Origin of the sequence: Corynebacterium sp. HMSC034A01 (assembly GCF_001838175.1) — a bacterium.
GTDB lineage: Bacteria > Actinomycetota > Actinomycetes > Mycobacteriales > Mycobacteriaceae > Corynebacterium.
On the sequence record NZ_KV835947.1, the window covers coordinates 14,505 to 31,917 of the forward strand.

The 17,413-nt window shown below is 63.2% G+C and carries 21 protein-coding genes and 1 pseudogene; 6 read left to right on the forward strand and 16 right to left on the reverse strand.

The features are described 5' to 3' along the window. Window position 1: 1 nt before the first annotated feature. On the reverse strand, window positions 2-1,057 hold the full coding sequence (locus HMPREF2791_RS11785; RefSeq protein WP_141764912.1) for a DUF6414 family protein: 1,056 nt from the start codon (window positions 1,055-1,057) through the stop codon (window positions 2-4). A gap of 247 nt (window positions 1,058-1,304) precedes the next feature. Here HMPREF2791_RS11785 and HMPREF2791_RS11790 point away from each other — a divergent pair, with 247 nt between their 5' ends. Continuing rightward, window positions 1,305-1,406, forward strand: coding sequence for a recombinase family protein (locus HMPREF2791_RS11790; protein WP_371335889.1), 102 nt, complete (start codon window positions 1,305-1,307; stop codon window positions 1,404-1,406). Between the two features lie 811 nt (window positions 1,407-2,217). Here HMPREF2791_RS11790 and HMPREF2791_RS11550 read toward each other — a convergent pair. Then, a pseudogene (locus HMPREF2791_RS11550) lies at window positions 2,218-2,726 on the reverse strand (DEAD/DEAH box helicase); the annotation flags it as partial. Between the two features lie 71 nt (window positions 2,727-2,797). Here HMPREF2791_RS11550 and HMPREF2791_RS04265 point away from each other — a divergent pair. Next, on the forward strand, window positions 2,798-3,004 hold the full coding sequence (locus tag HMPREF2791_RS04265; protein WP_070844527.1) for a hypothetical protein: 207 nt from the start codon (window positions 2,798-2,800) through the stop codon (window positions 3,002-3,004). Next, complete coding sequence (locus HMPREF2791_RS11555; protein WP_246825425.1) at window positions 3,001-3,375, forward strand: type II toxin-antitoxin system death-on-curing family toxin; 375 nt, start codon at window positions 3,001-3,003, stop codon at window positions 3,373-3,375. The genes HMPREF2791_RS04265 and HMPREF2791_RS11555 overlap by 4 nt, the downstream gene beginning before the upstream one ends. On the opposite strand, the gene HMPREF2791_RS04275 is transcribed toward HMPREF2791_RS11555, so the two are convergent. The 10 genes from HMPREF2791_RS04275 to HMPREF2791_RS04320 form a co-directional block, all read right to left on the reverse strand. After that, window positions 3,372-4,049, reverse strand: a complete 678-nt coding sequence (locus HMPREF2791_RS04275) for an AAA family ATPase (protein WP_070844529.1) — start codon at window positions 4,047-4,049, stop codon at window positions 3,372-3,374. The genes HMPREF2791_RS11555 and HMPREF2791_RS04275 overlap by 4 nt on opposite strands. Continuing rightward, a complete protein-coding gene (locus HMPREF2791_RS04280; RefSeq protein WP_070844530.1) occupies window positions 4,046-4,732 on the reverse strand; it encodes an AAA family ATPase in 687 nt (228 codons plus the stop codon). The genes HMPREF2791_RS04275 and HMPREF2791_RS04280 overlap by 4 nt, the downstream gene beginning before the upstream one ends. Window positions 4,733-4,734: 2 nt before the next feature. Then, window positions 4,735-5,496 (reverse strand): chymotrypsin family serine protease, encoded by a 762-nt coding sequence (locus HMPREF2791_RS04285; RefSeq protein ID WP_070844531.1) that lies wholly within the window; start codon window positions 5,494-5,496, stop codon window positions 4,735-4,737. A 133-nt stretch (window positions 5,497-5,629) separates the two neighbouring features. Then, entirely contained in the window at window positions 5,630-6,082 is a 453-nt protein-coding gene (rplI, locus tag HMPREF2791_RS04290; RefSeq protein WP_070472187.1) for a 50S ribosomal protein L9, read from the reverse strand. 48 nt (window positions 6,083-6,130) lie between these two features. Further along, window positions 6,131-6,775, reverse strand: a complete 645-nt coding sequence (locus tag HMPREF2791_RS04295; protein WP_070844532.1) for a single-stranded DNA-binding protein — start codon at window positions 6,773-6,775, stop codon at window positions 6,131-6,133. Window positions 6,776-6,826: 51 nt separating this feature from the next. Beyond that, window positions 6,827-7,123 (reverse strand): 30S ribosomal protein S6, encoded by a 297-nt coding sequence (rpsF, locus tag HMPREF2791_RS04300; RefSeq protein ID WP_070844533.1) that lies wholly within the window; start codon window positions 7,121-7,123, stop codon window positions 6,827-6,829. A gap of 272 nt (window positions 7,124-7,395) precedes the next feature. After that, on the reverse strand, window positions 7,396-7,584 hold the full coding sequence (locus tag HMPREF2791_RS04305; RefSeq protein ID WP_070844534.1) for a hypothetical protein: 189 nt from the start codon (window positions 7,582-7,584) through the stop codon (window positions 7,396-7,398). A 3-nt stretch (window positions 7,585-7,587) separates the two neighbouring features. Further along, window positions 7,588-9,114, reverse strand: a complete 1,527-nt coding sequence (locus HMPREF2791_RS04310) for a glycosyltransferase family 87 protein (protein ID WP_083327894.1) — start codon at window positions 9,112-9,114, stop codon at window positions 7,588-7,590. Beyond that, complete coding sequence (locus tag HMPREF2791_RS04315) at window positions 9,115-11,385, reverse strand: transglycosylase domain-containing protein (protein WP_070844535.1); 2,271 nt, start codon at window positions 11,383-11,385, stop codon at window positions 9,115-9,117. 103 nt (window positions 11,386-11,488) lie between these two features. Then, complete coding sequence (locus tag HMPREF2791_RS04320; RefSeq protein ID WP_070472359.1) at window positions 11,489-11,851, reverse strand: DUF5318 family protein; 363 nt, start codon at window positions 11,849-11,851, stop codon at window positions 11,489-11,491. Window positions 11,852-11,982: 131 nt separating this feature from the next. Between HMPREF2791_RS04320 and HMPREF2791_RS04325 the strand changes: the two genes are divergently transcribed. From HMPREF2791_RS04325 to HMPREF2791_RS04335, 3 genes are all read left to right on the forward strand, one after another. Continuing rightward, a complete protein-coding gene (locus HMPREF2791_RS04325; protein WP_305764325.1) occupies window positions 11,983-12,384 on the forward strand; it encodes a MarR family winged helix-turn-helix transcriptional regulator in 402 nt (133 codons plus the stop codon). A gap of 166 nt (window positions 12,385-12,550) precedes the next feature. Then, window positions 12,551-13,429, forward strand: a complete 879-nt coding sequence (locus tag HMPREF2791_RS04330) for a universal stress protein (RefSeq protein WP_168168289.1) — start codon at window positions 12,551-12,553, stop codon at window positions 13,427-13,429. A 10-nt stretch (window positions 13,430-13,439) separates the two neighbouring features. Further along, entirely contained in the window at window positions 13,440-13,898 is a 459-nt protein-coding gene (locus HMPREF2791_RS04335) for a hypothetical protein (protein ID WP_070472365.1), read from the forward strand. Here the strand turns inward: HMPREF2791_RS04335 and HMPREF2791_RS04340 are convergent. Genes HMPREF2791_RS04340 through HMPREF2791_RS04355 form a run of 4 tightly spaced genes read right to left on the reverse strand, consistent with a single transcriptional unit; the run spans window position 13,870 to window position 17,400 of the window. Continuing rightward, window positions 13,870-14,778 carry an oxygen-dependent tRNA uridine(34) hydroxylase TrhO gene (locus tag HMPREF2791_RS04340; RefSeq protein WP_070844536.1) on the reverse strand — a complete coding sequence of 303 codons (909 nt, stop codon included), beginning with the start codon at window positions 14,776-14,778 and terminating at the stop codon, window positions 13,870-13,872. The genes HMPREF2791_RS04335 and HMPREF2791_RS04340 overlap by 29 nt on opposite strands. A gap of 38 nt (window positions 14,779-14,816) precedes the next feature. Continuing rightward, window positions 14,817-15,515, reverse strand: a complete 699-nt coding sequence (locus tag HMPREF2791_RS04345) for a PIG-L deacetylase family protein (RefSeq protein WP_070472206.1) — start codon at window positions 15,513-15,515, stop codon at window positions 14,817-14,819. Between the two features lies 1 nt (window position 15,516). Further along, window positions 15,517-15,852 carry a helix-turn-helix domain-containing protein gene (locus tag HMPREF2791_RS04350; protein WP_083327896.1) on the reverse strand — a complete coding sequence of 112 codons (336 nt, stop codon included), beginning with the start codon at window positions 15,850-15,852 and terminating at the stop codon, window positions 15,517-15,519. 54 nt (window positions 15,853-15,906) lie between these two features. Continuing rightward, a complete protein-coding gene (locus HMPREF2791_RS04355) occupies window positions 15,907-17,400 on the reverse strand; it encodes a DUF1846 domain-containing protein (protein WP_070472211.1) in 1,494 nt (497 codons plus the stop codon). Window positions 17,401-17,413: the final 13 nt, after the last annotated feature.

Below are 17,413 nucleotides of genomic sequence, written 5' to 3' on the forward strand. Positions count from 1 at the left end.
ATCATCTAGTTTGACGGGGATTTAAATGAGACGCTCGGGGGGGGGTTATACATAGATAGCGGATAGGCAATACGGTGATTGAAGGTCCTTCTACACTTGTCTTAAAATCGAGATCCACCAGTCGGTGAGTGTCTGCCTCTTCGGCTAAAGGGCGAAGGATTTCATCTAGAGCTTCCACCTGCAGTCGGCTAAGCAGTTTGTTTCTCTCCAGGATTGGGACATTCTCTCGAATAGGGGAAACGACTTTGCCCAGAACGGAAAATCTTCCATCTAGTAGCCGATCAAAATCTTTGGATTTGAAATACTCCTTTTCGCAGACGGTAACAGCAGTCAGCGAGTGTTGGCCCGTCCCGATTAAGGCATAGAATTCTTTAGTTTCGGAACCACGGAAATCCATCCTTATAGCAGAGGTAATGGCTGCTGCAAGTGCCGCCTGGTTCTCCGCCCTAGCGTCATAGATTTCTCTGATACCGCTGATTTTCTCTACTGGGATCAGGGTATCTGCATTAGAAGCTTGCTCTCTAAGGGTGTCTATCTTTTCAAGCCCTTTGGAGCGGTGGATATATCGAGTTATAGCCGCAGTTAACTCAGGGGTAAGGATATCGAGGATGGCGTTAGCCTCGTTAGCTTCAAAGCTAGCCTCAAATTCAATAAAATCTCCCACTTGGAGTTCCGAGGCGCTTTCTGAGTTTTCTACCCGAGTTATTAGCTCCTGCCGTCGAAGTTCGGATCGGGCTTGGTCTAGAAAAAATTCTTGGGAATAAACGAATTTTTGGTGGCGGGTTGTAGCGACTTCCTCACTATTTGATTGAGAGTGTGTATAGCTCCCTTGTGCACCGAGGTTGGTTAACCAGGGAAACACGTTAGCTTTTGCGGCAATTGCGGCCTGTTTCTCGGATCCGTCGTCTTTCCCCGTGGTCGAATTGTTTTCGAACTCGGTAGCTTCCAGTAGCCCTGCTTTGTAAATCTCTTGGATGATGCCAGAGACGAAATCTGCGTTTTGGTAAATGACCACAGTTGGGAGGGAGGGGGTGGGATGTGGGGGATGACTATCCATGCACTAGTCCTATCACATGGGAAGGCCTGCTTTTTAGAAACGGAGTGAGGGCAGAAACCGTTCCCTAATTCACTCGCCCCTGGGGTCTGACAATGAAGATCATCAGGCTTGTCAAAATGTCTTACTGCGTACACCCTAAATAGACAGCTTTGAATTACAACTTCTCCCTGTTCGGTAGGGTTAGAGCAAGTCTAACAGAACAGAACCGTTACTACCTTTAGAGTTCGACGAACACCAGGACGTCGTTGTGGGGCAGAAAGCCGGTTACGCTCGGGTGAGTTCTTTGGAGCAGAACCTGGATCGCCAACTCGATCAACTCCGTGCGGCGGGGGGCTCGCAGATATATTAGGAGAAGATCAGTGGCTCCACCCGGCACCGTCACCAGTTGGAGGAGGTGTACTCGGAACAAGGGGGCATGGCCCACAGTGCCATGTGGATACACGCGCAGCAGGTTGGGTGCGTTTGGCCAAGGGGGACGTTTGGCGAGCTCGAGAACGTCGCAAGAAAGCCCGGATGAAAGCCCACGGTGTCTACGAAGTCCGCATGAAGGTACTCGCCGATGCCGGGGACCCAGGCCCGGCATCGGGTGGCCGGAGGTGTGTCGCGAACCCGCCGGTATCCGGGTTCACCTTCGGCACCGGGCCGCAGGGGCGAGAGGTGCGCGCGCCGTCCTTGCACACGATCTGCCCTGACTTGACTGCAGGCACCGGGTGGTAGCCCGCCACTGAGCGAGTGGGGTTGATGCGCTGGACCGCATCCGACAGCGGATTCACCGAACCGACGATCGGCAGATCCACCGCGCCGCCGCTGCGTTGTTGACGCTGACGGCGAGGGGGACCCCGAGTCCCGCAGGCCGCCGGAGATCTTCGTGCGGTTATCCGCCGCGTACACCGCCACCGAGACCGCGCCGCCAATCGTCGCGAGGCAGTACCCGCAGTCACACCGTAAGCCTGCGCAGGGGCGACAAACCCAACCGCGGTAGCCGCCGCGAGCAGGAGGGACACAGCCAAAGTGAGCGCACGACACGCCACGGTTAACGTTATGGGCAGTATTGTATCCGCACGCAAAAGCGCGGGCCCCACTCCTCACAAGTGGGGCCCGCGCTTTAATGCTGTTTTCGTTGGACTGCCTATATTCCGTTCTCAGGCGGAGCAGTCGTCGATAAGCAGGGCAATGTGGCGGTAGTCCGGCCTGAAATCGTGCCCCCAGTCGGAGATACAGTGGGCCTCGTCCACGACGAGCATGCCGACGGATTGCGCGAGCTGCGGCAACACGTCCTCGCGGAAGTCCGGCGCGTTGAGGCGCTCGGGGCTGATCAGCAACAAGTCCAGCTCGCCGATGTGCGCCTGGATCTCCTCCCACTGCGTCATGTTCGCGGAATTGATCGTGGCGGCGCGGATCCCTGCGCGCGGCAGCCTCGACTTGATTGCGCATGAGCGCGAGCAGCGGCGAGACGATGATGGACGGCCCCTCCCCCCGCCTCCCGCAACAGTTTCGCAGCGATGAAGTACACCGCCGATTTCCCCCACCCCGTGCGTTGCACCACCAGCATGCGTTTGCGCTGGTTGACAAGGGAATCGATGGCCGTCCACTGGTCGTCACGCAGGGCTGCGTTCGGGCCCGCAATGCCGCGGAGGAGTTCGTCCGCGTGTTCACGTGTCGCTGTAATGGCGCACACCGTATATCACCACCCCGACACGGGTGTTCGAACAATGGCACTGAAACGGTACTATCGTTACCATGGCGCTGAATTTGAGACTGACCGATGATGACGACAAGATGCTTTCCGACCTGGCTAAAAGCTCTGGAACATCCAAGCAACAGACCTTGCTTCGCTTGGTTCACCAGGAATGGGAGAAGGAAGAAGCTCGTAGGCACGCCCATGCTGAGCTGGATCGCATTTTCCAGAACCGATCGAGACTCATGGACCGGTTGAAGGACGCATGACGGATCCTCGCTCACTCTTCCAGGTCGAAATCATCGCTGAATGGATCGAACTCCGGGGATTCCATATCAAAGATATGGGCCTTTTGGCATCGGCAATTGAACGTCCGTGGCTCCGCTTTGGCAACAGAGACCTCTATCCCGATGTGTGGCACAAAGCTGCAGCCATCCTCGACAGTATGGAATCGAGCCATCCCCTCCATGACGGCAACAAACGCGTCGGAGTACTTCTTTGCCTGTTCATGCTCGCGTCCCACGGTATCGACGACGAAGTCTTTGACGAAGATGATCTTTTCGATCTCGCCTGTGATGTGGCCAAGTACCACCCTGAAGTATCCGATATCGCTGCTCGCTTACAGGAGCTAGCCAGCTAACCCAGCTCGTCTTCCGCCCAGTCCGCCATGTATTCAGCGATGCCCTCCGGATCTGCCAGAAAGTCGCGCATCGCCCGAAACGCGAGCGTGTCTTCCACCGCCAGGCCGCGGTCCGCGCCGTGCTCGCCGATCTCCACGATCTCCGCGCCCGGTACACCCAGCACGATCGGCGAGTGCGTCACCGCAATCACCTGCGCACCCGCCTCCCCTAGCGCATGCAACTGCGCCACCAGTGCCATCTGCGCCACTGGGGACAGCCCCGATTCGGGCTCGTCCAGCAGGTACAGCGCATCCGGGATAAGCCGCGAGGTCAGCTCCATCACGGACTCCCCGTGCGACCGGCCGCCGAACTCCGTCACGCGCGTGTGCGTCTCGCCGCGCAAGAAGTACCCGGCCTTCGCGCGCGGCCCGGTCCGCAGCTTAAGCGCACCAAACATCGGGTCGCGGGGGCCAGACTTACCGACGCCCCACGTTCCGCCTTCCACCGCAAACCCCCACGCCCGCGCAATCCCCTCAAGCAGGGTGGACTTTCCCACTCCGTTTCCGCCGGTGAGCAGCGTGATCGGGCGGGTAAACGGGAGGCCGAACTCCGCGACGAAACCTACTGCCGGCGCGTCGAGCGCCCATGCCGGGGCCGCCGCCGGGTTAACCGAGACGTGTTCGAGAAACATCATGGCTCCACCAAAAACCTTGCTGTGCCGGCTGGGTCGCGGACGAACTCCTGGGTAGCGGTGACGGGCTCGCAGTCGCGGAAAAGCACAGGCTCTAGCGTGGGGACGGACACGATGCGGGCGTCGGGGACGGCAAGCAGCACCGGCGAGTGCGTGGCTATGAGCACCTGCGCGCCCCGGCGGGTCAACACCGCCAGCAGGCCGAGCAGCTCGAGCTGCGAAAACACCGACAATCCGTCTTCGGGCTCGTCCAGAATGACCAGCGAGCCCGGGCTGAAGCGTTCGCGGGCCATGCGCATGATGCCCTGTCCGTGACTGCGTCGGGTGAGGTCGTGCAACCGGTCCCTGGGGCCGAGAGACTCGTGGTATTCGGCGAGGTCGAGGTAGGTTTCGCCGCGAAGGAAAAACACATCGCGCGGGTTTTCGCGGCGGGTCAGCGTAAGCGAGGCGTGCAACTGGGAGTGGTCCGCGGCCTCAAAGCGGGCGTGGCGCGACCCGCCCCCGGCGTTGGCACCGGCGGCCACCGCAATGGCCTCTACAAGCGTGGACTTACCGGAACCGTTATCTCCGGTGAGGATCGTGGTCTGCGCGAGTTCAAGCGGCCTATCGGCCAACCGACGCACCACCGGCAGATCACGGGCATAGCCGCCCACCGGCGCGTCGATGCGGATCGCGGTAAGAAACACCGCTACCTCAGGTTCGCCGGCAGCGGCAGAAGACCGTCCACCGCGAGCAGCACTCCGAACGCCGTGCCGGAGACCACGCCGATGATGTTGGCGCTGCCGTCCGGGTTCACGGTGTAGACCGGCCCGCCGGAATCGCCGTGCAGCGCCAGGATCAGTACCGCCAGCTCACCGGTGTCCGGGTTCACCTTCAGCACAGGACCGCAAGTGCGCGAGGTGCGCGCGCCGTCCTTGCACACAATCTGGCCCGGCTTCACCGCCGTCACCGGATGGTAGCCCGCCACCCGGCGGGTGGGGTTGATGCGCTGGACTGCATCCGACAGCGGATTGACCGCACCGATGACAGGGATGTCCACCGCACCGCCGCGCGCTGCCGCGGCGCCAGTGACGCCGCCGGCCAGCGGAAACCAGGCGACGTCGCGAAGCGGGCTGCCCAACGTGTTGTCACCGCGCATCTCGTAGCCCGACTCCCGCAGGTCGCCGGAAATCTTCGTGCGGCCATCCGCCGCGTACACCGCCACCGGCACCGCACCACCAATCGGCGCCAGGCAGTGGCCCGCCGTCACACCAAAGGCCCGCCCGTCGCGGTGTGCCACCGTGTTCAGCGAACAGCCGTAGCGGGAACCGTCGCTGTAGGCGACCCGGATACTATCGCCGGAATACACAGCCACAGCCTGCGCGGGGGCGGCAAACCCGACCGCGGTCGCAGCCGCAAGCAGGAGGGACACAGCCAAAGTGCGCGCACGCCGCGCCACGGAAAACGTCATGGGCGGTATTGTATCGGCACACAAAAAGCGAGGGCCCCACTCCTCACAAGTGGGACCCGCGCTTTTCAATGCTGTTGTCGTTGGACTGCCAATTTCCGTTCTCAGGCGGAGCAGTCGTCGCTAAGCGAATGTGTTATGCGCTTACGACCTCGAAGTTCACCTTGCCCTCCACAGAATCGTGGAGATCGACCTTGACCTGGTAACCACCGGTCTTGGTAACAAGGCCCTTCGGCACGTTGATGCGGCGCTTATCCAAGTTCGGGCCGCCAGCAGCCTTCACAGCCTCAGCAATGTCAGCCGGCTTCACAGAGCCGAACAGCTTGCCGTTGTTAGCGGTGCGCACAGCAACCTTGACGCCCTTGAGCTGGTCGAGCTGGTCACGCAGTTCCTTGGCGTGATCCAGGTCGCGGACCTGGCGCTCAGCCTGGGCACGCTTAATGTCTTCAATCTGCTTCTCTGCGCCGCGGGTAGCCGGGATAGCCAGGCCGCGCGGGAGCAGGAAGTTGCGTCCGTAACCGTCCTTGACCTCGACGACCTCTCCAGGCTCGCCAAGCTTCTCGACGGCAGCGGTGAGGATCAGCTTCATAATCCTAACCTTCCTTATGGTGAAAAATGCTTGATGTGTGGTTGTCGTTTAGAACGGTGGCTCATCGCCCGCGCCGCCGGAAAAACCGCCGGCATCCGGAGCGGAACCCCACGGATCATTCTGAGGCTGGGACTGGTTCGGGTTGCCCTGGGTCTGGCCCTGGCTTTGGCCGCCGAAGCCGCCGTTCGCCGGGTTGTAGCCGCCCTGGCCCTGATTCTGGCCCTGGCCGCCCTGGCCACCCTGGTCGAAACCGCCCTGGTTTCCACCAAAACCGCCGCGCTGGCCGCCCTGGTTGCCGCCGCCGTAGCCGCCCGCACCGCCCTCACGCGGATTGCGGGTGACAGACGCGCTGGCGTACTTCAGGGACGGGCCAACCTCGTCGACCTCGACCTCGAACACGGTGCGGTTTTCGCCCTCTTTGGTCTGGTAGGAACGCTGACGCAGCTTGCCGGTGACCACGACGCGCATGCCCTTGGTCAGGGACTCCGCGACGTTCTCCGCCATCTGGCGCCAGCAGTTGCAGGTGAGGAACAGGGCTTCGCCGTCTTCCCACTGGTTCGTTTCCCGGTTGAACGTGCGGGGCGTGGACGCGATGCGGAAATTCGCAACGGCAGCGCCGCTCGGGATGAAGCGCAGCTCCGGGTCCGCAACCAAGTTGCCGACAACGGTAATTGGGGTATCGCCTTGAGCCATGTCCTAAACCTTCCTACCTGCTGATCGTGTGGTTTCTGAGCCTACCGGTTCTTACTTGTCGGTACGCAGAACCTTGGTACGCAGAACGTTCTCGTTCAGGTTCAGCACGCGGTCGAGCTCCTTGACCGTGTCTGCCTCGCAGTCGAGGTTGACAACGGCGTAGATGCCCTCTTCCTTCTTGTTGATCGGGTAAGCAAGACGCTTCTTGCCCCACACATCAACGTTTTCCACCTTGCCGTTTTCCTTGCGGACGGTCTCCAGGAACTTATCCAGGGACGGGGCAACGGTGCGCTCATCCTGCTGCGGATCGAGGATGATCATTACTTCGTAGTGACGCACGGACCTCATCACCTCCTATGGTCTTGGTTGTTTCGGCCATCACCCTTGTGGTCATGGCAGGAGGGTCGTTGCGTCAAGCAACCTGAACAGACTACCCCACGGTCTGACCAGCTCAAAACCTCGCGTTCCGGTGTGCACGTGCGGACTCCGCATTGCGGACAATCCGGCCGCCACCAACTATTGGTGCGGACCCACGTTGTGCAAAAGTCGGCGGCGCTGAGAACTGACCTGGGGGTTTGCGGGCTTGGACCGCCAGAGATGCCGAGTTCTACAACATCCGCCTAGTGCGGGTTGGGCACCGCCGAGAAGAGGGCGAGGGAGACCGGGATGACGGTCATGAAGAGGAAGGCGATAAGGCCGAAGCTTATCGACGCTTGCTTCCGCCCCTTCACCGCATAGTAGAACGAAGCGCTGAACAGGAAAAACGCCACCACGATGGAGGCGATGCCCAAGAGTGTGGTGGCGTTCATCGGCTAGGCCTTGACTGCCGTGGAGCCGGCGGGCTCGGTAACGGGGTCGGCCGGAGGTGCGTCGATAGGCAATGGCTCCTTCCACTGGTACGGCAGCGACATCAGCGGGTCGTGGCCGTTGTGGGCGTCGCGGACCTTGTCCGGGCGCTTGCCCAGGATCTGCTGCACCACCAGCACCATGATGGCGATGATGAAGGCATCGCGGGAGATGATCACCACGTTGAGGAACCACCCCGGCACACCCAGGTTGTCCGCGCCCATCATGTGCCACATCAGCACCGGCCACACGGCCATGTCCACGACCATCCAGGACAAGAGGAGACGCCAGTATGGCAGCGCTAGCACCGCCGGGACAACGAACCAGAGGGAGTACTGCGGGCTCCACACCTTGTTGAAAATGAGGAACAGGCCGACGATCAGCGCCACCAGCTCGGCGATGCGCGGAGTCTGCGGAGCCTTCAGACCCAGGATGAGCACGCCCAGGCAGCCCAGCAGGAACAGGATCAGGGTCACGGCGTTGAGGATCACCGGGGCGCCCTCGCCGGAGTCGAAGCCGGTCCAGCCGGTCATGCGCGAAAACACCGCGTAGATGGTGGTCCACTCCCAGCCGCGGTCCGTGTTGAGGCGGTTGAACTCGCTCCAGGCGTCCGGGTTGCGCAGGTAGACCGGCACGTTGACCACGAGCCAGGACACCACCATGGCGGCCAGCATCTTGCCAAACGGGGCGAGGTCGCGCTTGCGCAGCGCCACGGTGAGATACGCGCCGAGCAGGAAGATCGGCCACAGTTTGAACGCGGTACCCAGGCCGATGAGCACGCCGGCGAGCCAGAACTTCCGGTTGCGGGCGGCCAGCATCGCGGCGACGGCGAAGAAGATCGAGGGGATGTCCCAGTTGGTGAACGCGTGCACGATCAGCAGCGGCGAGCCTGCAACGAGCAGGGTGTCCCAGACGCGGTTGCCTGCGAGCTCGGCGACCATGCGGATGGTGATCACCCAGAGGATGGACATCAACAGCGCGGTGACATAGAAGTACCAGCCGGAGTCCGGCAAGAAGTTGTCCACCAGGAAGTAGGTACTGCGCGACAGCCAGGCCGACAGCTGCTGGAACAGGCCGGCCAGCACCGGGTACTCCATGTAGCGGGTCAGGCCGTCTTCCACCCACGAGTAGTCGTAGACGAAGCCGCCCTGATCCAGGCCGCGGGCGCCGTAGAGCGGAATGATGTCGTTGTAGCACGCCGCGGTGTACTGGCGGTTGCCGTCCCAGTTGAGCTGGATGATGCCGTTGTCGTCGGCTTTGCCGCCGGCGCAGTGCGCCTTCTGCAGCAGACCAAAGGACAAGAACACATAGGCGACGGCGAGGATGGAGCGCAGCGGCGTCCAGAACCGGGCGCGGCCGATCTGCGCGAAGCGGCCCATCGGCCCGCCGAGGAAGTCCACCCAGCCGCGCGCGAGCGGCTCGGTGCGGCCCGGCTGGACGCGGTCCGCCGGGTCCGGCCAGGTCACCTGCTGGCTCTGCGTCGACTCAGACATTTACTGGAACGCCCCCTGGAACTGGTCGATGACATCGTTGATCGTGTCGTTGAGGTTTGGTGCCGGCGCGGGGGCCGGCGCCGGTGCAGGAGCCGGGGCGGGTGCAGGTGCCGGCGCGGGTTCCTGTGCCGGCGCAGACTCGCCGGGCGCGTCCGGCGCTGCCGGATCTGCCGGATCCGCCTGCGCCTCTGAGCTCGCGGCGGACGGCGCCTGACCGGTGCCGCCGGTGTAGCTCGGCGACGGGCTGGAGTAGTAGCCGCCCAAGCCGGTGCCGCCGGAGTAGGGGTTGACACCCCAGTAGACCGGGTTGGCGTTGGGGAAGCTCATGAACTCCTGGCCCTCAAGCTCCGAGTCCAGGAACTGTTTCCAGATCTGCGACGGGGTGTTGGAGCCGAACATGTTGCCGCCCCACTCGTTGAAGATCGGAGAGGTGTTGTCCGCGGTGCCCACCCACACAGCCACGGCGAGCTGCGGCGTGGAGCCGACCATCCAGGCGTCCTTGTTGTTGCCGGTGTCGCCCATCTGGGCGGTGCCGGTCTTGGACGCGGACTGGCGGCCGCCGGCGAGGACGGCGTTGGAATAGCCGGCCACACCCTGCATCGCCTGCAGCGTGTTGTCCGCCACCTGCTCGGACACGCGGCGCTCGGTGTAGTCCTTGTCCACCTGGTAGAGGACCTCACCGTTGGCGTCCTCAATCTTCTCCACGAAGTGGGTCGGGTGCATCAGGCCACGGTTGGTTAGGGTGGCCATTGCGGTAGCCATGTCCAGCACGCGGGACTGGTACTGGCCCAGCACGATGCCCTCGTACGGCTGGCCGCCGTTCTCGCGCAGGGTCTCCGGGATGCCGGGGATGGACTTGGCCACGCCCAGGGCGTGCGCCATATCGGCGGTGTCCTGCGTGGTGTTGTCCAGCTCGTCCTGGATGCGCATGTAGGCGGTGTTGGAGGACACGCGGGTGGCCTCGGTCATAGACAGCATGCCGCCGCCGCCACCGTCCCAGTTGGTCACGGTGATGTTGCCGGGCAGCCGCACCGGGGAGGAGTCGAACATGGAGGTCAGCGGGATACCCTGCTGCAGTGCGGCAGCCAGCGCGAAGATCTTGAACGTCGAGCCAGTCTGCAGGCCCGCGTTGGCGTAGTCCCAGCCAGACGGGTCGTCGCCGCCGTAGTACGCGCGCACTGCGCCTGTCGACGGATCCACAGCCACCGCACCAGTACGAGCATCCTCCTGCAGGTTGGTCAGGCGTTCGCGGGCGATGCGCTCCATGTTGGCCTGGGAACCTGCGTCGATGGTGGTGGTGATCTGCAAACCGCGGTTGGTCAGGTCACTTTCGGTGATGCCCAGGGCCTCGAGCTCCTTGATCACCTGGTTTTTGATCAGGCCGTTCGGGCCGGTGGCCTCGGTGTAAGCGGAGTAGGAAGCCGGATCGCGGGTCTCCGGGTAGACCATCCCGGCGCGCTGCTCCGGGGACAGCTTGCCCATCTCCACCAGGCCGTCCATGACGTAGTTCCAGCGCTGCTCCGCAGCCTGGCGGTTCGTCCACGGGTCCAACTCGCTGGGCAGCTGGATGGAGGCGGCAAGCACGCCGCCCTCCTCGACGGTGAGCTGGGACGCCGGCTTGTCAAAGAAGGCGTGCGCGGCAGCTTCGACACCGTAGGCGTTGCGGCCGAAGTACACGGTGTTCAGGTAGGCGCGGAGGATGTCCTCCTTGGACCACTGGTTGGTCATCTTCACCGAATAGACCAGCTCGTTGGCCTTGCGCTCATAAGAGTGTTCGTTGCCCACCAGCGCGTTTTTCACGTACTGCTGGGTGATGGTGGAGCCGCCGCCTGCAGACGTATTGCCGGTGATCTGCCCCAGTGCCGCACGGGCGAAACCTGTGGGCGAGAAGCCGGAGTTTGTCCAGAAGTCGCGGTCCTCCGCAGCCAGCACGGCATCCTGGACCTCCACGGGCACAGACTCGAGGGCCACCTGTTCGCGGTTACCCTCCGGGGGCACGAGGCGGGCGAGCTCGTTTTCGCCGTCGTTGAAGTAGATCGAGGAGATCTGCGCCGTCTCAATCTCGCCGGGGCCCGGGATCTCGGCCTTGGAGTATTTCCACATGAACCAGCCGACCGGGATCAACGCGAGCAGGAGAAGGAACAGCAAGAATGCAAGTACCCACTGCCACGCGCGGGACTGCTTCTTTTTCTTCACTGCCGTAGTGCCGCTGGAAGCCTTCGCCTTCGCTGCGCTCTTGTCAGCGCTCTTTTCAACGCTCTTTTCAGTCACACGTTTTTCCTGCACATTTGCACCCGCCGCGCCCGCGGGGAGGGGCAAACGGGCGAGCTACCTACCAAATTCCTACCGGACACCCTACCTGCCCAGTTCGGATTCACACTACTGGTACTGCTGTGACTTCTTGTAACAGATGGTTCCACTTGCACGACGGGCAGACCTCCACCACATGGACGGTCAGCGGCCCCACCTCTCCCACGAGGCGGTCTATCTCTTCCTCGCTGCGGGCGGTGCCAGTGCGCCTGCCCAGTTTTTCGGAGTAGACCCAGCGCACGTCGCGCATCGCTTCTCCGCACACGGGGCACGGCCTGGCGGAATCCGCACCGTGGTGTTGCGCTGCGGCGCGCAGCAGGAAGTCGGCGTCGCAAACGTCGTCGATAGGCACATGCCCACGCTTGAACTCACGCAGCGTCTGGCGGCGCTGCCACTCGTGGGACACCTCGTGCTCGTACGTGAACATCCCGGCCATCATAACCCCCGTCTTTGCTGCTAGATTTTGGAAAAGTAGTTAGAAGAAAGAGGTGCACAGTGGTCGCGCACGACGAACCCTCCGCAGAAGCTATGCGGATCGCTGCGGATATCCGCCCCGCAATGACGAGTTTGTACGTGGCGTATTTCCGCAACGCGGAAAGCTCCGACCTCACCGGCCCGCAGCTGTCCGTGTTGCACAGGCTGGGTTTTAGCGGCCCGACGCGTATCAGCAAGTTGGCCGCAGAGGAAGGCGTGCGCCTGCCCACTGCCTCGAATACCGTCAACCAACTGGAAAAACGTGAGCTGGTGCGCCGCGTGCGGTCGGTGGACGACCGCCGCGGAGTGTCGGTGGAGCTAACCGATTTCGGCCGGGAGGAGTTGGAGAGGGTCGGCGCGGAGCGCACCCGTTCGCTCGCACAGATGCTCAGCGCCCTCGACACCGAGGCGTTGGAGAAGCTGGACTCTCTGACCGGGGTGCTCAACGACCTCGCCCGCGCCTACGCGACGGGCTCCGCTGAGTAACCGCTTTTCCCGTGGCAGGGGCACATGTTTATGATGTGTGTATTACCTGAACACTCGCATTCGCCGACACGTGCCAAGGAGGCAGGCCCTGAGCAGCTCCCCCGGCGCTGACAGCGCCAGTCTTCCCAATCTCGCGTTGCCCGTGCGCGTACTCGTGGGTTGGGATGTGGCAAACACCGAGGCAGTGGAGTTCGCTGCCTGGCTCGGCCGCTCACTGCCGGTGACCGTGCAGGTCATGGCCAGCACGCAGTCCACGTGGTCAAAGTCCCTGCCCAAGGCCTCGAAAGGCCGCAAGAAGCGCATGAAGGAAGCGCAGGCCACCTTCGACTCGCGCGTAGAAAAGGCACTGAAGGAACACATCCCGCGCCCGCAGTGGTCCAAGGACGTCTCCCGCCTCGTGGACAGCAAGGACACCGTGCGCTCCCTGCACGAAACCGCCAAAGACTTCGGCGCGGACCTGATCCTGATGGGCTCCCACGCGAAGACGCCGAAGGGCCGGTTCCGCCCCTCCAGCGTGGCGGACGAGATGATGCGTTCCTGCCCCGTCCCGCTGGGCCTGGCCCCGCGCGGGGTGAAGCTGTCCAAGAAGGGCGTCACCCGCGTGACCTACGCAATCGTGGTGGAGGACGACCCGCTTGAGCCGGATTTTTCCGGCCTGGACTACGCCACCGCGCTGGCCTGCAAGCTGGGGTTGCCGCTTCGCATCATCGCGTTTTCGCCCACGGCCTACGAGAAGCACACTTCAGCGTGGAACGAGGAGGTGTTGGGCATGCTGGACCACGCCCGCGACTACGCGTGGGCGCTGGCTGCCGAGTTCGCGCCGGAGGTGTGCGACACCTTCGACGTGACCAGCGCGGTCTCCGCCGCGAAAAGCTGGAAGCGTTCCATCGATTCCGTGAAATGGAAGAAGGGCGACATCATGTTTTTGGGCACCCACCCGTCGCCGCAGTTCACCAGCGTGTTTGTGGGGACGTTGGAAGGCGAGTTCATCCGTTACGCCTCGGTGCCTGTGGTGGTGTGCCCGCACTCCGGGACGGCGCAGTAGGTTGGGCTCCATGGAGCACCCGGAGAACGACCTTCACTCCCCCGCCGACCGTTTCTCGCGCATGCGGCCGGAGCCGCGCTCCTTCGACGAGCTCGCGGACCAGCCGGATCCGCTGGAGGTGGACCGCAAAAACCGCCGCTCCACCCGCCAGGCAATCACGTTTGCGCTGGTTACGGTAGCCGCTACCCTACTGTTGGCGCTGATTCTTGCGGTGATCTCGCGGGCTCAGGGCGGCCCGCTTTGCGACGCTGGCTCCGCCTGGCTCTGCACCGAATCCTGGCGCACGTGGTGGGCTGTAGTGACCTCGATCCCGCCGGTGGTGGGCCTGCTCAGCTGCGCGGTGATCACCGTGCGCAAGCTCAACCGCTACGAGCGCTGGATCCCCTGGATCGGCGTGTTCTGGATCCCGCTGGTGCCGTTTACCATGGCGTGGCTGATTGTCACGCTGGGGATTTTGGCGACGCAGTAGCTCGCTGGCTGCATTCCGCGCAGTACGGGTTCTTCTCGCGGCAGGCTTCACAGCTTAAGTACTGGCGGCGGCATTCCGGCTCGTTTGCGCAGTTGTAGAACTGGTTCGTGGCCTCCCCGCAGTGCACGCAGTGGCCGAGCTGAACGTAGTCCGGGTCGTCCGGCGCGCCGAACTCGGTGTGCATGCGGTCGTCGAAGACGTAGAGCGAGCCCTCCCACAGGCCGGAGTTGCCGAACTTCTCGCCGTAGCGGACGATGCCGCCGTCGATTTGGTAGACCTCCTTGAATCCCCGGTTGATCATGAGGCTGGAGAGCACCTCGCAGCGGATCCCGCCGGTGCAGTAGGAGATGACGGGTTTGTCCTTCATCCAGTCGTACTTGCCGGAGTCGAGCTCTTTAATGAAGTCGTGGGTGGTGTCCACATCCGGCACCACCGCGCCTTTGAACCTGCCGATCTCGGCCTCGCGGGCGTTGCGGCCGTCGAAGAATACCGCATCCGGGTTGTCGGCCACCAGCTGGTTGACCTGCTCCGGGCTAAGGTGCACTCCCCCGCCGACCACGCCGTTTTCATCCACCTTGAGCTCGCCCGGCGCGCCGAAGGAGACGATCTCCTCGCGGGCCTTGACGCTGAGTTTGGGAAAGTCTTCCGCCCCGCCCTCGGACCACTTGAACTCGATACCCTTGAAGTACTCGCGGGTTTTCTTGGCGTAGGATTTGCAGGCACGGATGTCTCCGCCGACGGTGCCGTTAATCCCGTCCTTAGACACGATGATGCGGCCGGTCAACCCCAGGCCTTCGCACAGGTCCCGCTGCCACAGGCGCACCGCGTCCGGGTCGGCGATGGGCTGGAACTTGTAGTAGAGCAGGATCTTGCTGGTCATGCCTGGCAGTCTAGGTCCACCCAGGCCAGCGGGGAAAGTTAGAGGTCAAAGGCTTTGAACGCGATGGCCAGTGGAACGCCGAGCGCTTCGCCGCCCTGCTTGGCTGCCCCGCCGACGATCTCCGCGCCGCTGGGGTGCTCGGGCAGCGCCTGGAAGTACGCCTTGTGGGCGTCCAGGGACTGCGCGCCTTTCTCCACGTGCCGCTGCTCCACTACCACCGCCACGTCTGGTTCACTCGCGCCGGTGACCAGCAGCGTTTTCGCCTGGTGGCGCGGCCCCAGCTCCGGGAAGAGGAACTCGTTGCCGGCGTCGCGCGCGGCGTCCACCGCTGCCATGCCCGCCACCCGATGGTCCGCCTGGTTCAGGCCCCACGGTGCGACAACGCTCCAGTCCTGGGTGAGCACCACAGTGGGTTTAAAGGAACGGATCTCCCTTGCGATGGCCTTGCGCAGCTCCAAGGTGTGCTCGAGCAGTCCGTCGGTGAAGTCGAGCAGCTCCAGATCGCCAGCACCGACGATGTCGCAGGCGCGGCGCTGCTCCTTCGTGCGCGTCTCGCGCACCTGCGCGGGATCCCCGCCCGCGATGCCGTGCTCGCCGTGCGTGAGCAGCAAGTACGCCACCTCGACGCCGTCTTCGGCCCATTTGGCAACAGCGGCGGAGGCGCCGTACTCCATGTCGTCGGGGTGGGCGACGACGGCGAGGACGCGTGCGCCGTCGTCAAGCAAAAGCTCTTGCACCTTAGCCCCGCTTCTCCTTGAACGCGAGGGCGTCGCGCGTGTACACGCGGCGGTGGGTGCCCACCTTGTGGCCGGGAAGCTTGCCGTCGTCGATGAGCTTGACCACAAACGGGCGCGAGGCGCCGAGCAGGTTGGCCACCTGTTGGGTGGTCATCTCCTCGTCTGGTTCCGGCGGGCGCACCAGGCGCCCCTCCGCGAGGTCCTCGAGCAGGTCACGGACCCACACAGCCGTCTGTTTCGGCAGCGTGACGTGGTCTTCCGCGCGCGTGCGCGCGACGGCCAGGTTGTTGTTGAGCTCGGCTAATGCATCTTCCACCGGAGATTGCTGTTCCCGCATGACCCAGACAATAAACTACAACCGAAACCAGCGCAATAGTTAGTGTTGGAAAACTTAACGCTTGTGGTACAGCGCCTTGCGCCAGTACTTCGGCTCCGAGGTGGCAAGCACCCCCAAGTTACGGAAAATACCCTCGTCCACAGACCCCAGAATCGTGGTGATGTGCGCGTCGCACCCGCGCAGAGACTTCAAATGCTCCAGCGCCAGCGCCGCATCCGGGTTGCCGGACGCCGACACGGACAACGCAATGAGCACCTCGTCGGTGTGCAAGCGCGGGTTCACCGAGCCCAAATGCCGGGTCTTCAACGTCTGGATCGGCTCGATGGAGTCCGGGGAGAGCAGGTGCACGTCGTCGTCGATGCCGGCCAGCAGCTTTAAGGCGTTGAGCAGCACCGCGGCGGACGGGCCGAGCAGATCGGAGGTCTTACCGGTGACGATGCGGCCGTCCGGCAGTTCCAACGCAGCGCCGGGCTTGCCGGTGCGCTCCGCCACCTCCAGCGCGGGCGCGACCACCACTCGGTCCTCCACGGACAGGTCCGCCTTGCGCATGACGTTGAAGTTGCGGTCGGAGACAGTGGAGTCGGCGTCCGCGCGGCGCTCGTCCACAAGCGCCGCGTAATAGCGACGGATGATCTCCTGCTCGGCGGCGTGGCGGCACGCGGCGTCGTCGGAAATGCAGTAGCCCGCCATGTTCACACCCATGTCCGTCGGCGACTGGTACGGGTCCGCGCCGGTGGCCTCCCGCAGCAGCGTCTTCAGCAGCGGGAACACCTCGATGTCGCGGTTGTAGCTGGACACCTTCTCCCCGTAGGCCTCCAGGTGGTACTGGTCAATGACGTTGATGTCGTCCAAGTCCGTCGTGGCGGCCTCGTACGCCAGGTTCACCGGGTGCGACAGCGGCAGGTTCCAGATCGGGAACGTCTCAAACTTGGCGTAGCCAGCGTCGATGCCGCGCTTGTGCTCGTGGTACACCTGGGATAGGCAGGTGGCCAGCTTGCCGGAGCCGGGCCCCGGCGCGGTCATCACCACCAGGTCGCGGGTGGTTTCCACGTAGTCGTTGCGGCCGAACCCGTCTTCGCTCACCACCTTCGCGGTGTCGTTGGGGTAGCCCGGGATCATGTAATGGCGCGAAACCTTCAGCCCCAGACGGGCGAGGCGCTCCACGAAGGCCTCGACGTTCTGGTTGTGGCCCTCCAGCTGCGTAACCACCACGTTCTCCACCAAAAATCCGCGGTCCCGGAACACGTCCACAAGCCGCAGCACGTCGTCTTCGTAGGTGATGCCCAGATCCGCGCGCATCTTCTGGCGCACCACGTCGCCGGCGTTGAAGCAGATGACAATCTCCACTTCGTCCTTGATCCGGTCCAGCATGGCGATCTTGTTGTCGGGAGTGAATCCGGGCAGGACGCGGGAGGCGTGGTTGTCGTCGAAAAGCTTGCCGCCCATTTCCAGGTACAGCTTGCCACCCACCTCGGCGCGCCGTTTCTGGATGTGCTCGGACTGCATCTGGATGTATTTTTCGCGGTCGAACCCGATCTCATACGGCATGCGAGCAATAGTA